Source organism: Maribacter algae, assembly GCF_047345745.1.
GTDB lineage: Bacteria > Bacteroidota > Bacteroidia > Flavobacteriales > Flavobacteriaceae > Maribacter.
In genome coordinates, this window is sequence record NZ_JBLFES010000003.1 from 391,007 (window position 1) to 406,115 (window position 15,109).

Sequence of the window (15,109 nt, forward strand, 5' to 3'; positions counted from 1 at the left end):
TTTTATTATCCTATCTTAGAAAGTAAAATGCTCACCGCGTTTCCTCCAAAACCTACGGCGTTGACCATGATTTTCTTTAGCTCCATTGGTTCCGACGAATAAGAGATAAAAGGGACTTTAATCGCTTTTTGATGTTGTATCATTAGAACTGCCAGTTCTACACTCAACATCCCCGAAGCACCAAATGTGTGGCCCACTTTCCATTTATTGGTAGTCAAAAAAGGAAGTTTGTTACAAAAAACTTTTTTTATGGCGTTGTGTTCGGTCAAATCTCCTTTGATGGTGCCAGGCGCATGCATGACGATTGCATCCACGGAATCTGGCGGAATTTCCCCCAAAGCCATCTTCATGGAACGTTGAAAACAATCCGCATTGGTAGAAATGGAAACGTTATGTTCCAAGGGTTCCGTCGCATAGCCTATCCCTTCAATAACTGCAAGACTATTTTCAGGTATTCCTTTTTCCAAACAGACAACCGAAGCACCTTCGCCCAGTATCATGGTATTCCGATTTTTTTCAAGGTCAAGTGCTCTGCAGGGATAGTTTGGACTTTTCGTGCCTTGAGCAGAGTCGAAAGGCTCTGTTACGGAATCGCAAATCTTGTGACTTCGGCTTCGCTCAGTCACCGGATTTGCATAAATTTTTAGCGCCTTCATTTGGGCGATGGTAAATGGGGTCAGCGGTGCTTCGCTGCCTCCCACTAAAAAATACTCTGCCATTCCCGCTTTTAGCCAGGCCACCCCGTTTAACAACGAATGTAAAGCTGTGGAACAGGTTATGGAATGTGATATATCCGGTCCCTGCGTTCCCAGATCATGCGCAACCCAAGAAGAAATATTGCCTAAAGTAGTCGTTGGCGAGGCTGGAGTGGAAACATTTTTGGTTTCTAAAAACTCCCTGTGGTATTTTTCAAATAGTCCTGTAGCCCCTCTAGAGGATCCTATATTGATTCCAAAATTTATATTGGTGGACCAACCTGCATTTTGAACGACTTCCCGTGAAGCTAAAATAGCATAGAGGACACTATTGTCCAATCTTGTATATTTAGCTTCCGAATTTCTTAGTTCCTCTACATCCATTTTATCTTTCTCTGATATGGATGCGGCCCAATGGGATTCCTCCTTAAAATCATGTTGTGCAAAACAGTGATTCGCTTTCAAATAATTTTCCCAAACCACATCGGAACTACTCCCCAAAGGAGAGATAGAAGCCATTGCGGTAATGGAAATTGGTTGATTCATCGACTTGAAAAATTTATCCAAAACTAGGGCTTTTACACATTTTATAATTCCTTTTTCTATAGAAACTACCTCGCTTTTTGAAATGCTGTTTTAGAAGCCTACTTTTACACCATAAAATTGGCCGGTAGACGCTATGAGTTCAACAAAGCTTTGTATTGTTATTCCCTGTTTTGACGAATATAAACGGCTGCCGGAACAAGATTTTAGAAGGTTTCTTGATCAAACTTCAGATACCGTTATTTGCTTTGTTAATGACGGTTCTACGGACAAAACGCTGGAAAAACTCAATTCTATCCACGACGATTATCCGCAAAGTACTTTGGTCATTGACAATCCAAAAAATTTAGGTAAGGCCGAGTCTATCCGAAACGGTATTTTACAACTTTCCAAATCACAGAATTTTCAGCATTTTGCTTACTTGGATGCCGATTTAGCGACTTCCTTGGAAGAATGCCGTTCTTTATTGAACCGACTAGAAAATGGGTTGTCGTTTGTATTCGCTTCCAGAATTTTAAAAATTGGGTCGGTGGTAGAACGTAAATTTTCCCGGTTTCTATTTGGTCGTATCATCGCCACTTTTATTTCGAATATTTTGGGTATTGCGGTGTATGATACGCAGTGCGGGTGCAAAGTATTCAAATCCGAACTGGTTCCTATATTGTTTGATCAACCTTTTATCTCCAAATGGCTTTTTGATGTGGAGCTTTTCAGCAGGCTCCTTTCCCATTATGGAAAAACGACCGCGCTTTCAAAAATGGAGGAAATTCCCGTGAAACGATGGGTGGACCAAGGCGATTCTAAAGTGAAACTCTCTTATTTCTTTCGGCTTTGGTATGATTTGTTTCTCATCAGAAGGGCACATCGGAAGGACTATAAATTTTCCGGTTGAAATTTTTCCAACAACTCACGAATACTATCGTAGATTTTTTCTAACTGTGCGTTCGTAATGACATATGGCGGAAGTACATAAACCGTATTTCCCAAAGGGCGAAGATTAACACCTCTCTCCATAAAAAATTTATACAACTGGTCCCTCAGTTTTCCATAACGGTCTGTTTCCATATTCAAATCGATAGCCAAGATAACGCCCAAACTTCTAGCTGTTTTGACTTTGGAATGCTCTATAACTTCCAAAACAAAATCTTGATGTGCTTTTTCTATGTAGTTCCTCCGTTCTATGATCTCATTGGAAGACAACAGGTCGATCCCGGCCAAAGCCGCGGCACACCCCAATGGGTGGGCGCTAAAGGTATGCGCGTGGAAAAACCCTTTATGGACCTCATCGCTTAAGAAAGCATCGTAAACCTCTTGGGAACAGCTTGTGATACTTAATGGGAACATTCCTGCGGTCAATGCCTTGCTCAAACAGATGATATCCGATTTTTGTTCCAAATAATCGGAGGCAAAGTTTTTGCCCGTTTTTCCAAAACCGGTCATGATTTCATCCGCAATGCATAACACTCCGGCTTCTTGGCACTTTTTAATCAGGGCATCCAATCCTTTGGAAGAATGAAATTTCATTCCTGCCGCTCCCTGTGCCAAAGGCTCAAAAATAAATGCCGCACAAGCATTGTTTTGGAGTATCTGTTTCAACTGTGCTGTTACGTCATCAATAGTATCTTCCTGTGGGGCAGGAATTCGTTCTACTTTTAACAGAAAATCTTCAAACGGACCATTGTAGGAAGATAGACCGGAGGCGCTCATCGCCCCAAAAGTATCGCCGTGAAATCCGTCCTCAAAAGCAATAAGGGTATCCCTTTTCTCTCCATTATTATGATAGAACTGAAGTGCCATTTTAATACCCGCTTCCACCGCCGTAGAGCCATTGTCATTAAAAAAAACCTTAGCCTGGTTTTGAGGCAAAATTGCCATTAGTTTTTCGGATAATTTTACGGCCGGCTCATGGGTAAAACCACTGAACATTATAAAATCCAATCGTTGCATTTGAGCCGTAACCGCAGCTGTGATATAATTATTGCAATGCCCGTACATAGCGGTGTACCAAGAAGCAATACCATCTATATAGGAATTGCCCTGCTCATCCCAAAACTGTGCTCCAGCGGCCTTGACGATACCCAAAGGGGGAGCTGCCGTTTGATGTTGCGTTAACGGATGCCATATGTACTTTTTATCCCTTTCGGAAAGATTATTTTTCAATACTCCTTATTTTCTTAAACCCAGCTTTTATATCTTGCAAAGATGGGAAATAATGTTGATGGTTGACCCCTTCGGCTACGCTCAGGGCAGGAATTGATGGTGAAAAAATCCATTCCACACCAAATAACAAAAAAACTTATTACTGGATACTGTTTATTTAGTACTGTTTACTGATAACTGAAAAAGGAAATTCTATTTCATGCTGAATCGTTTTATCAAATTTCTTCTTCCTCATTTTGAAAAACTGAACGATAAAAAAGCGATTCTATATTTCTTCGTAGCCGGTCTTTTACTCCGTTTTCCTTTTTTCTTTAGGGATTATGTAGACCGGGACGAGAGCACCTTTATTCTCGTAGGGCAATCTTGGGTGGACGGTTTTCTCCCCTATACCGAATTGTGGGACATAAAACCTCCACTGACTTTTGGCTTTTTTGCCGTTATCATTTATTTGTTCGGAAAGAGCTTTATTGCCATACGGTTAGCGGGGGTTTTCCTTATTTCGGCTACGGCATTATTTACCTATAAAATTGGCACTTCCATCGGTTCCAAAAAAACAGCGTTTTGGAGCGCTATGGCCTGCATTGCATTACAGAGTCTTTTTGGTAGTATTCAAGGTGTGATGTCCGAGCATATCTGTATGACCTTTTTTATGATGGGCATTTATTTTTTCACCAAGGAAAAAACAGGTTTAAACTTATTTTTCGCAGGGCTTCTCATAGGTGTTGCACTCATGGTGAAATTAAACTTGGCCTATGCCGCGCTTTTTATCGGCCTGTATGCTGTCTATTATTTTACAAAGCGAAAACAATATTCAACAGGAATCCTGGGAACGGGTTTATACGGAACAGGTATCATCCTGATGATTCTTCTGACCGTTCTACCCTATTATTTGGAAGGCCTTACGGAGCTTTGGTGGAAATCCAACTTTAAGGCACCTATGGATTATGCCAATGCCAGGCGATATTCCATTTTTAGATTGATGCCCTTGTTTTTGGGCATTTCCGGCTTTTTATTCTTTGCATGGAAAAAGAAGTATATCGATTTTAAACAGGAAACCGTACAGATTTTAACCATTGTTATTTTTGGTGTGCTATTTTCATTTGTAAAAGCGGGAAGAATTAACAGTCACTATCTCATTCAGCTTTACCCGTGTCTTATCATTTTAATAGGCGTCGTCCTTTCTAAATTGCAGTTTCTCAAAAATCCCAAACTATATAAGGTTTATTTGATGCTCTTGTTTTTAATTCCGGCGGAAAGCTATTTGGAATACTATCGTATCGTAAAACATAAAATAGAAAAAGGGACTTTTTATAACGGCGAAGGGGTTTCCGTACCCCGATATATCGTTGAGAACGATTTGGATACGGACAATATTCTCTTTTTAGGCTACCATATCGGGTATTGGGCATTGGACAAAAAACCACCTACAAAAGCAGCTACCCACCCAAGCAATATCCTAAAGGACGAAATGTTTTCAGCCTATGACAATCCTCGCGAAACTGCCATGGAGGAACTACGTTATATTATGGAAACTTTACAACCAAAAACGATTGTAGTACGAAAGAACAGAAAAATATTCGATAAAAAAGAAGAAGAGCATAATACATATATCGATACCTATCTGCTCGAAAACTATAAAATCGAGGCAACGGTAGAACAAGCTGAAATACTACAACGCCTAGAGTGATTCCAAAATATGACGGAACTTATCCGCGTACTTTTTAATGACCGCTTTATCAAATTTTTCCTCCTCGTCAATACGTCCAATAAGGGACACTCCCGTTTTATGAAGAATAATATTTTCCGTGTGCGGATTAACATCCCCACTGAACAGGACAGAAACATCGTATCCTTTCTGCTTCAATAAATTTATGGTCAATAAGGTATGGTTAATGCTCCCTAAATAGTGTCTGGAAACTACGATGATCTTATAACTGGGGTGAATGATATCCAAAATAGTGTCTTCCTCGTTCAGGGGAACCAATAATCCGCCTGCACCTTCAATTACGAGATGGTTTTCGGTGTGCGGCTCTTTAATATGAAACCTATCGATTCGCTCCCCGTCTACCTCTGCAGCGGCATGCGGGCTCATAGGACTTCTAAGCTCATAGCTACTGGGGTGGATTACGGTTTTCGTGTTGGAAATCAGTTTTTTCACCTTATCCGGGTCCGTATTTTCCAATTCCCCAGCCTGTACGGGTTTCCAATAATCAGCTTGTAATGCCTCGGTAATTATAGCCGAGGTTATTGTTTTACCTACTTCGGTAGAGATTCCGGTAACAAAAATTTTCTGCATCAATTTTTAGGCTTAGTAATTATTCCACAATTTAGGCACTTATATTTTCTTTTTTCAAAAAATGGAAAAAGTTTATAAAATATTCCCGCTCTGTTATAATATGCCTCGGATTTAGTGGCTTTGCAATTAGGACAGACAATAGGATTCCCCTCGTCGTCCAAGGCATATGCCCTAACCTCGTCATAAATTTTCAACGCCCTCTCCTTATCCTTGGAATACACTTGTAACTTGACCCCACCTATGGCATTACTGATCAAAGGGTCCGAATTTAGCGTATTCTCATCCCTGAGAAATACGGGGATTCCTTCCGATTCCAATTTTCCCTTTATAATTTGGACATCCGCTGCATATTCGAAAGCTGCTAAAAGATAAAATTTCTCTTCCATAACTTAAATATATTTCGCCAAGAGCTCCAAAACTAACCCAATTTCCGCTTTGGAATTATCGCTATGCAAACAAAAACGAAGCCTTTCCTCGCCTTCTGGAACCGTAGGCGATAAAATAGCTTTAACATCAAAGCCTTTTTCCATTAGTTTTTGAGAGACATCTTTGACCTTTTTGTTACCCGGTATAATACAGGATTGTATTGCGGACTCGCTATTTATGAACTTTTGCCGTAGTCCCAATGTATCAATTTTTTCCCTGAACAACCCAATGTTTTCCTTCAGCAAGTTCAGCGCAGATGCTCCTTCATGTCTTAAATATTCATAGGCAGTAATAGCAGTGGCGATGCTATGTGGGGATAGGCCCGTAGAGTAAATTAAGCTCCTCGCATAGTTCACCAAATAACTTTTAAGTTGTTCCGAACCTAAGACCGCTGCACCGTGGGCTCCTATTCCTTTCCCAAAAGTGACCAGTCTGGCAAAGACATCTTTTTGCAAGCCCAACTCCTGTACCAATCCCGTTCCGTTTTTTCCAAGGACTCCCGTAGCATGTGCTTCATCTATGATCAGACGATAGCCATTGGATTTACAAAATTGCGCCAATGCTTTTAGATCCGGTGTGTCCCCATCCATTGAAAATACAGATTCGGTCACGATATAAATGTTGGTCTCTTGGGTAGTCGATTGCGCTTGAGCCGACAAATCAATTTTAGCCTTTAAATCATCAAGTTGATTATGCCTGAATTTATAATTTTTAGCGAGGCTCGTTCCAATCCCTTCGCGGATGCTGGCATGAATAAATTCATCGTAAAAGACGACATCGCCCCGTTGCGGTACCGAACCGAAAAAACCCACATTGGCATCGTATCCAGAATTAAAGACCAAAGCACTTTCAGCTTCATGGAAATGTGCCAATTTTGCTTCCAGTGTATCGTAAAGCTTATGATTTCCAGTAAGCAATCTTGAACCCGTAGCCCCATTTTGGGCTATATTTTCGGTAAGCAATAACTGAAACGTTTTTGAAAAAATGGTTTCGTTATGGGCAAAACCCAAGTAATCATTAGAGGAGAAATCTATTAATCCAGATGTTCTCCCAAGATTTCTAAGGGAGTTTTCCTTGCTCCTTTTTATAAGTTTATTTTCAAGATTTTTCGGGAGTTGCTGCATGCTTTCAAAAGTAGCATGTTTCTCAATTATAATCTAAAGTGCAGATTATTTTATTCGTTGACCGTAAACTCAAAATCTTCGGGAACTGCAGTATTGAAAAGGTGTTGAATTTCAATATTAACTTTATCAAAATCAACGTTTTGGCTAAAAATAGATAGGAAATCAAAATTGAACCTGAAGTTGCCCGTTTCGGCCAAAATAATCCCAATTCGAGATTCATAGGTATCCTCTGCATCGTTTAAGACCACATCAATAGTTTCAAAAGGTCCTATTCGTCCTTTTTCCGCAAAGAGAAATTGCCCGTCAATAGTAGTCCCGATGTAACTATTACCTAATTCCGAAAATTTTTCCAATCGAAAAGAATATCCAAATGATTTGGCATTGGTGCTTTCATATACATCCAAAAGATTGGTAAATCCCTCCTCTTCTAAGTATCTGCTAAAATTGAGTTCAATAAAAATAGTATCCCCGACCACATAATTTCCTTCATTTTCAAAAGTTAGGGCATCGGTAAGTCTTAATTCGATAAAACGATTGGTAATTCCATCATCTCCGGAAAAGCAGGCATTTAAAAGCAATCCGACCAAAATCAAAACAATTGTGCTGTATTTTTTCATATTATCCTTTATTTTAAAATCGATATCCTACTTTAATTCCGGTACGCACTAATGTTGCATTTAGGAAAAAGAAGTCGGTATTAAAATTTGTTCGAATACCAAACTCTCCTTCCAAGACCAGTTTCTTTTCCAATAACAAAAATCGATATCCATATCCAAAACCCAATCCCCCTACGGTGTATTCTTCAATACCTCTCTCATAAACCCCAAAACCTTCCACATTGGTGTTACGAACAAAACGTCTGGACTCCGTAACTTGACTCAACGAGCCAAAAAGTTCAATAAAATGACTCTTATTTTGCGCGCCTTGGAAATACAATCTTCCAAAAGGCATTATCTCATAATTAGTATCAAATCGGTCAATATCACCCGAGGAACCCGTACTCAACTCACTTATACGATCACCATAGATAGCACCGGCCAATCCCACTGCCCATGTATTAGCAATAGTACGTTCATAGCTTAGATCAAAACTTTCGAACAAGGGTAAAAACAGATTTGTTGAAATGTGGTTGTTATAGGTTGTAGAAACATCGTCCTCCTGTGCGTAAGTTTCTAAAAAAGAGAATACTATAAAAATCAAACAAAATAACGCTACTTTACTTTTACCCATGAAAAATCATTTTATATTGCAATCTACGTATTTAGAACAATTATAAATAATTTAACCCTACCCGAAAAAGTCATTTTTTTCAAAATACTTAAAAAGACCTATTTGTAAAATATTTCCGTGACGCTGTAAAACTTACTGACTTGAGCTTCTTATTTTTACCTAAAATCATTTTTATGAACCGTATACTGCCTTTTTTACTGATATTATTCTTGACGCTAGGACTAAATGCCCAAACCAATACATACAAAATTTCATTTCCGAATGCCGTTCATCACGAGACCAAGATTTCCATAAAATTTCCAAATATTACTTCAGATACATTAGCGGTACGAATGAGCAGAACTTCTCCGGGCAGGTATGCGTTGCACGAATTTGCAAAAAACGTGTATAGTTTTGAGGCAACGAACAGTAAAGGAGAAGCATTGAAAGTGATGCGGCCAGACCCTTATCAATGGGTAATCAGTGGGCATGACGGACAAGTAAACATAAGCTATACCCTTTTTGCCAACCGTGCCGATGGCACCTATTCCCAGATTGATGAAACCCATGCACATTTAAATATCCCGGCAACATTCATGTACGCCCCTTCCTTGAAAGACCGAAAAATTGAGGTTGATTTTATGGTCCGAGAGGATCTAAATTGGAAAGTAGCCACACAATTACAAAAGATTTCCAAAACAAAATACGCAGCACCAAACTTATATTATTTTATGGACAGCCCCACGGAACTAAGTGATTTTGGGCTTAAGGAATTTGAGTTCGATGGGCAGATGATCAGATTGGCCTTGCACCATAATGGTACCCAAGAAGAATTGGATACTTATTTTGAAAAGGTAAAGCGGGTGGTCCTTGAACAAAAAAAGGTATATGGCACGTTGCCCACTTTTGATTATGGCACATATACTTTTTTGGCCTGTTATGTTCCCAATGCTTCTGGAGATGGAATGGAACATCGTAATTCTACCGTTCTTACCACTAAAACTAGTCTGGCCGATGGCGGTATGGAACGTAATATCGGAACGGTATCCCATGAGTTTTTCCATGCTTGGAATGTAGAGCGTATTCGCCCTAAAACCTTGGAACCTTTTGATTTTGAAAATGCCAACATGAGCGGAGCACTTTGGTTTGCCGAAGGGTTTACCAGTTATTACACCAATCTTATTCTGTGCAGGGCCGGACTTATGTCTCCCGAAAAATATGTAGAAGGCCTTACCGGTACTTTTAATTATGTGTGGAATTCCCCAGCACGCCAGTTCTTCAATCCCATTGAAATGAGTTATCAAGCTCCTTTTGTGGATGCCGCTACCGCTGTGGATCCGGTCAACAGAGAAAATACCTTTATTTCTTATTATTCCTATGGAAGTATTCTGGGACTTGCCCTAGATTTATCGTTAAGACAAAATGATTTGAACTTGGATGATTATATGAAATTGGTATGGAATAGTTATGGTAAATCGGAAATACCCTATACCATCACAGATCTTCATAAATCCTTAAACCAATATGCAGGCGAAGCTTTTGGAAACCTGTTCTTTGAAAATTATATCTACAAAAGTAATATGCCCGATTATAAAGCACTTTTGGCCTCTGTGGGATTAGCATTGAACCAGAAAAATGAAATACCTTATTTTGGAGTCGCAGCAGCCATTGATGAAGACTTAAATGGTGTTATCAAGAGTAATCCAAAAATAGGAACACCAGCTTACAAAGCTTCTTTGGACAAAGGGGATGTCATTACCGCTATCAATGGAACATCTTTCCCCAATGGCGAGCAGTTTACTTCATTTATCGAAAAGCAACAAGTAGGTGATACGTTAAAATTCGATTTTAAAAGATTTGGAATTCAGAAAACCACCAATGTAGTATTGGAAGCAAGTCCGTTATATACTATTTATCTGGAAGAAAAAGAAGGAGAAAAACCTTCTGATGAAATTTTGAAAAAAAGAAAAGATTGGCTTAAAGTAGAATAAATGGGCATAACGTACTCTAGAGCTAGGACGGCTAGTGAATTGAAAGAAATACTAGCACTGCAAACTACGAACTTAAAGGACAACGTATCACATACCGAAAAAGAAAGTCAAGGGTTTATCACCGTTTCGCACACGTTTGACATGCTCAATAAGATGAACAATGCCTGCCAACACGTAATAGCAAAAGACAATGCTAAAGTCATAGGCTATGCTTTGGCCATGCTGCCCTCGTTCCGAAATGAAATTCCCATACTCACACCAATGTTCGTGTCCGCAGATTCACTTTTAGGCAATAAAAACTACTTGGTTATGGGTCAAATTTGTATTGATAAGAATTATAGAGGAAAAGGAATTTTTAAGGGCATGTACACATTTTATAAAAATGAATTAAGCCCTCAGTATGATTGTCTGTTCACTGAGGTTGCTACTGAAAACACGAGGTCATTGTCCGCGCATAAAGCTATTGGTTTTTCTATTTTAAAGACAGAAATAGCCGGTGATGTTTCATGGGAATTAATGAACTGGCATTGGTAAAGTCCTTTATTGTTTTTTGGAAAACACTAAAACGTTAAATATATTCTTCAAAAAATAGCTATAACACTTTTCAAAAAACTATTTTGAAATCTCAGCTTGAAGATTTTGAGCCGTTAAATCTTTAACCTCCGAATTTTCGATACTTTCTTTTAAATCATCGGCGACCACATAAGAGGAGACGAGATCCGTTTCTTTTTCGCAGGAGATAAATGGGGTGCATAACAATAACACGAACAGTGCGCTGATAGCATTCTTAGCATTAAAATTCATTGGGGGAAGCAGTCGGTTTTTATTTTCACTTTAAAAATATCTATTGTAGAACGTATATCGATAAAGTTTATTATTTTTTCGATGAACTGCACGAAAGTTTTAAAAATTTAGAGAAATCATTAATATTTTTCCTACAATTACAAATTAATTACCATTTATCGAACATTTATTATTGTTTTTCAATAATTTAATTATATTTGTTATTGAAAAACAATAATTCTATGAAAATATTTGGACCTAAATTACTATCTACAATTGCTTTTTACTCATTTAGAACCATCGCAGTTTTACTTCTTGTGTTTATTATCTATGTAGACCTTTCCTTTTTGGCGGATAATTTTACTGAAGAAAATGGTCGCTATTATATGAATATTCCTTTTATTGGAGAAATTAAAGGAGATTATAGATTCAATGTGATATTGACCATAACGCTTGGAACTATTTTCGGAGTGTTATTCTTTTGGGTGTTATCCAATATTTTTAAAGAGCTTTCCAAAAAAGTGATTTTTAATCGCAAATCCATCAAAAACCTTAAATACTTTACTGCTTTAAATTTAATAGTAGGTCCAATTTTGTATGTTCTTATTCATTATCCAATCATGCAAAAAACTGATTTTAGAGATATTCACAACCTTATTTTGCATCTAATATTTGGTATGATAGCGTTTTTTTTAACCTATATTTTTAAGAAAGGCTATAGTGTCCAATCTGAAAACGACTTAACAATATAATATGGGAATCGTTGTAAACTTGGATGTTATGCTGGCCAAACGTAAAATGAAAAGTAAGGTACTCGCAGAAACTATTGGTATCACAGAAGCCAATCTATCCATTTTAAAATCTGGCAAGGCAAAAGCCGTTCGTTTTTCAACTTTAGAAGCTATTTGTAAAGCTTTGGATTGCCAGCCCGGGGATATTTTAGAATTCTGTCAAGAATAAAATTATTCATAAATTTCAACTATTCCCCTTCCAGTTCATATCCTAAATCCTTGCCTTTTTTAACTCTTGGTAAGCCTTCCGTCATCCAAAGCGGTGCCGGTGCTCCTTTCAAATAATGGTCAAAGAACTGCATCATCCTAATGGATAGATCTTGCCTGTTTTTTATTTGGGTAAGGTTATGCGCTTCTTTGTTATACACCAAAAGCCAAGCGGGTTTTTGCAACCTTCTCATGGCCATAAACATCTCTATACCTTGATAATAGGGTACTGCACCGTCTTCATCATTATGCATCATCAATAAGGGCGTTTCAATATTCGGCACTCCGAATAAAGGCGAGTTTTCAATATATAGGTCCAATCCTTCCCAAAGATCTTTACCTATTCTTGTCTGTGAACGTTCATATTGAAATGCCCTACTTAAGCCGGAACCCCACCTAATTCCGCCATAGGCAGAGGTCATATTACTTACAGGAGCTCCCGCCATAGCTGCCTTAAATTTATTTATTTTGGTGACCAGATATGCTACTTGATACCCTCCCCAACTTTGACCTTGAAGAGCCAAATTGTCACTATCTACATAACCTAATTTCTCAACCGCTTCAATGCCGGATACAATACAATTATAAGCGCTTTCACCGGGTTTTCCATCTTTATAGACTATGTCCGGTACGAACATTACGTATTCGTTACTTACCAAATAAGTAGGGTTTACTATAGACCTACTTGGGTTCGGGGTGGAATGCCGCGTATAATTGTCCGAACGCTTTTCATAGAAATATGTAATCATGGGATACTTTTTGTTTGCATCAAAATTTTCCGGTTTGTAAATGAGTCCATCTAACTTGGTACCATCGTAAGCATTCCAAGAAAATTGCTCTACCGTACCCCATTTAAAATCCTTTTCATGGGGATTCAAATTCGTAATCTTCACATTGCTCTTGAACCCGTCTTTGGTCACATATGTATCCGGATATACCTGAAAATTCTCTTTGGTATAGGTTAGAACAGGGGCATTTTTAGCCATTGTATAATTTTGAAGATAGAATTTGGATGGTTTTATCTTTTCCTTCAGTTTCCCTCTTTTATATGTGTACAATCCAGAAGCCTTTGTTTTTCTGTCAAAACTGGTCAGAAGCAGTTCATCTTTTAGGTAGGATGCTAAATCGGGATTTTCCTTGTCCAAATTCAAAACGCGATAGGTTGTATTATCCAATCGACCTGTTTTGGAAATGTTCTCCGGTGTCCTACTCCCATCCAAGGTTAACTTCCAAACATCATATTTATCATAGACCAAAGCATTTCCGGAACTGTCAAAACCACCAAAACCGTGAGGAAACGCCAGGGCGGGATGATCGTCGTCCTCATCATGAAAACTGACAGACAGCGCTCCTGTCAAATCCTTTATGGAGCCGGTCTTTAAATCAATAGAAAACCAATGTTGCTTTTCCATATCAAAATACAGCGCATATGAACTTTTTGAACTTATGAATGCCGTATGCCTGGCTTTTTCCAAAATTGGCTTTGTTTCTCCCGTAGCAGAATTAATGCTATAAAAATCCATGGCCCATGGCCATTCCCAAGAACGCGAAATAGCATAGGAAGCATTAGATGTGCCGATAATATAAGGTTGTTCCTTTTCCTTGTCAAAAATCAAATTTTCAACAACATTATTCTGTAGCTGAACGTACGTATTGTTTTTTGTGTCGAAATAGGATAAAAAGGCTTTTGCCTCTAATTCTTCTTCCCGAACTTTTTGCTCGGGTTGCAAAATTTTATCTTTCCAAGTCCATACATCCACTTCCGGTAATTCGTCATCCAGTTTTGTCGTATCCCTATTCAACTTTGGTTCCGGTTTTGATGAAAAATACAGCCGCTTTCCGCTTTTGGAGAAATAGGGCTTATTGTTCTTACTTAAAATCCATCCGTTTTTTATATTGCTCCCAAGCGTATCCACCAGTGTGCGTAATGTATTTTCCCTGTAATAGAATAGTTGGTGTTTTAATGAATCGGTATGTGTAGAATCACTGGCCGCAATGTAGGCGAACTGATCGGATGTATTATCAACAGCCAGTTTTGAATATTGATATTGTGTGGTATCGATGCTAATCTTTTCTTTTTTTATAATATCATATTTATAAATACCGATATCCTTCTCTTCCTTTTTGGAATTTTTTAAAGAGAAGAGAAATGAATTTCCGCTTTCCGGAAGCGCATATTCCTTGATTTGATGAATCGTATCCTTTGATTTGGTCTTCAGATGATAAACTAAGGCGTATGGTTGTTTGTAGGCTAGCTTTACTTTTTTCTTTAGGCTATCCGTTTTTGTTTCAACTATTGAATCTTTCGCGGTATTCTCCGAGACCGAATCTTTCCTTTTTTCTTCTTTGTACTTTTCTATCACCAGCCAGTCTGAATTCTTTTTGGGCAAATCGTATTTTTTTACCCTGACAATGGAGTCTATAATCCTATTGCTCAAGGCGTCATAGACAAAGAGTTTTTCTTTTGCCCGATTTTCTTTTTTAACCTCTTTCTTCTTCTCCTGACGGATACTATCATATGCTACTTTTTGCTTAAAGATAACATACCGCTCATCTTCTGTGATAGCGGCATGATATCCCCTCGGAAAAGTAAATTTTTCATCCGTTACGGTGTTGTAAATTTCAATATGCCCGTCCCCTCTCTTGGTCAGCAATTCAATCTCGGAAACTACCAGTTTTCCCTTATTGGATATTTTAACATCAGAATTCACCTTCCATAAATCATAATCATCGTGGGTAATGGCCCTTTTTTGGGAAAAGGTTACGATAGAAATAGTAAAAAAAATGAGGGTAAGTATTCTCGTGAGCATAACAGAACTTGTTTAGAATGGACAAGATAAATAGATTGACTTACTTTTTACTCTAAAAAATAAAAAACCTCAAA

At 38.3% G+C, this 15,109-nt stretch carries 15 protein-coding genes; 6 read left to right on the forward strand and 9 right to left on the reverse strand.

Annotated features, from left to right (window positions below):
• Positions 1-5: 5 nt before the first annotated feature.
• Positions 6-1,241, reverse strand: a complete 1,236-nt coding sequence (locus tag ACKWBX_RS13315; protein WP_413969193.1) for a beta-ketoacyl synthase N-terminal-like domain-containing protein — start codon at positions 1,239-1,241, stop codon at positions 6-8.
• Positions 1,242-1,374: 133 nt separating this feature from the next.
• Between ACKWBX_RS13315 and ACKWBX_RS13320 the strand changes: the two genes are divergently transcribed.
• A complete protein-coding gene (locus ACKWBX_RS13320) occupies positions 1,375-2,130 on the forward strand; it encodes a glycosyltransferase (protein ID WP_413969194.1) in 756 nt (251 codons plus the stop codon).
• On the opposite strand, the gene bioA is transcribed toward ACKWBX_RS13320, so the two are convergent.
• Positions 2,112-3,398 carry an adenosylmethionine--8-amino-7-oxononanoate transaminase gene (gene bioA, locus ACKWBX_RS13325; protein ID WP_413969195.1) on the reverse strand — a complete coding sequence of 429 codons (1,287 nt, stop codon included), beginning with the start codon at positions 3,396-3,398 and terminating at the stop codon, positions 2,112-2,114. The two genes, ACKWBX_RS13320 and bioA, sit on opposite strands and share 19 nt — an antisense overlap.
• A 199-nt stretch (positions 3,399-3,597) precedes the next feature.
• Here bioA and ACKWBX_RS13330 point away from each other — a divergent pair, with 199 nt between their 5' ends.
• Positions 3,598-5,085: an ArnT family glycosyltransferase gene (locus ACKWBX_RS13330; protein WP_413969196.1), complete on the forward strand. Its 1,488-nt coding sequence runs from the start codon at positions 3,598-3,600 to the stop codon at positions 5,083-5,085.
• Here the strand turns inward: ACKWBX_RS13330 and bioD are convergent.
• Genes bioD through ACKWBX_RS13355 form a run of 5 tightly spaced genes read right to left on the reverse strand, consistent with a single transcriptional unit; the run spans position 5,077 to position 8,474 of the window.
• Positions 5,077-5,694: a dethiobiotin synthase gene (bioD, locus tag ACKWBX_RS13335; protein WP_413969197.1), complete on the reverse strand. Its 618-nt coding sequence runs from the start codon at positions 5,692-5,694 to the stop codon at positions 5,077-5,079. The genes ACKWBX_RS13330 and bioD overlap by 9 nt on opposite strands.
• The gene (locus tag ACKWBX_RS13340) at positions 5,694-6,080 is read right to left on the reverse strand and encodes a putative signal transducing protein (RefSeq protein ID WP_413969198.1); all 387 of its coding nucleotides are present in this window, start codon (positions 6,078-6,080) and stop codon (positions 5,694-5,696) included. The genes bioD and ACKWBX_RS13340 overlap by 1 nt, the downstream gene beginning before the upstream one ends.
• A 3-nt stretch (positions 6,081-6,083) precedes the next feature.
• Entirely contained in the window at positions 6,084-7,244 is a 1,161-nt protein-coding gene (locus tag ACKWBX_RS13345) for an aminotransferase class I/II-fold pyridoxal phosphate-dependent enzyme (protein ID WP_413969199.1), read from the reverse strand.
• Positions 7,245-7,294: 50 nt separating this feature from the next.
• Entirely contained in the window at positions 7,295-7,861 is a 567-nt protein-coding gene (locus tag ACKWBX_RS13350) for a hypothetical protein (protein ID WP_413969200.1), read from the reverse strand.
• A 13-nt stretch (positions 7,862-7,874) separates the two neighbouring features.
• Positions 7,875-8,474, reverse strand: a complete 600-nt coding sequence (locus ACKWBX_RS13355; protein ID WP_413969201.1) for a hypothetical protein — start codon at positions 8,472-8,474, stop codon at positions 7,875-7,877.
• A gap of 173 nt (positions 8,475-8,647) precedes the next feature.
• Between ACKWBX_RS13355 and ACKWBX_RS13360 the strand changes: the two genes are divergently transcribed.
• Entirely contained in the window at positions 8,648-10,444 is a 1,797-nt protein-coding gene (locus ACKWBX_RS13360) for a M61 family metallopeptidase (RefSeq protein WP_413969202.1), read from the forward strand.
• Positions 10,445-10,978, forward strand: coding sequence for a GNAT family N-acetyltransferase (locus tag ACKWBX_RS13365; RefSeq protein WP_413969203.1), 534 nt, complete (start codon positions 10,445-10,447; stop codon positions 10,976-10,978).
• 78 nt (positions 10,979-11,056) lie between these two features.
• Here the strand turns inward: ACKWBX_RS13365 and ACKWBX_RS13370 are convergent, their stop codons facing one another.
• Positions 11,057-11,248: a hypothetical protein gene (locus ACKWBX_RS13370; protein WP_413969204.1), complete on the reverse strand. Its 192-nt coding sequence runs from the start codon at positions 11,246-11,248 to the stop codon at positions 11,057-11,059.
• A 221-nt stretch (positions 11,249-11,469) separates the two neighbouring features.
• Between ACKWBX_RS13370 and ACKWBX_RS13375 the strand changes: the two genes are divergently transcribed.
• Complete coding sequence (locus ACKWBX_RS13375) at positions 11,470-11,979, forward strand: DUF2975 domain-containing protein (protein WP_413969205.1); 510 nt, start codon at positions 11,470-11,472, stop codon at positions 11,977-11,979.
• 1 nt (position 11,980) lies between these two features.
• Positions 11,981-12,187 carry a helix-turn-helix domain-containing protein gene (locus ACKWBX_RS13380; RefSeq protein ID WP_413969206.1) on the forward strand — a complete coding sequence of 69 codons (207 nt, stop codon included), beginning with the start codon at positions 11,981-11,983 and terminating at the stop codon, positions 12,185-12,187.
• A 19-nt stretch (positions 12,188-12,206) separates the two neighbouring features.
• Here the strand turns inward: ACKWBX_RS13380 and ACKWBX_RS13385 are convergent, their stop codons facing one another.
• Positions 12,207-15,035, reverse strand: coding sequence for an alpha/beta hydrolase family protein (locus tag ACKWBX_RS13385; RefSeq protein WP_413969207.1), 2,829 nt, complete (start codon positions 15,033-15,035; stop codon positions 12,207-12,209).
• Positions 15,036-15,109: the final 74 nt, after the last annotated feature.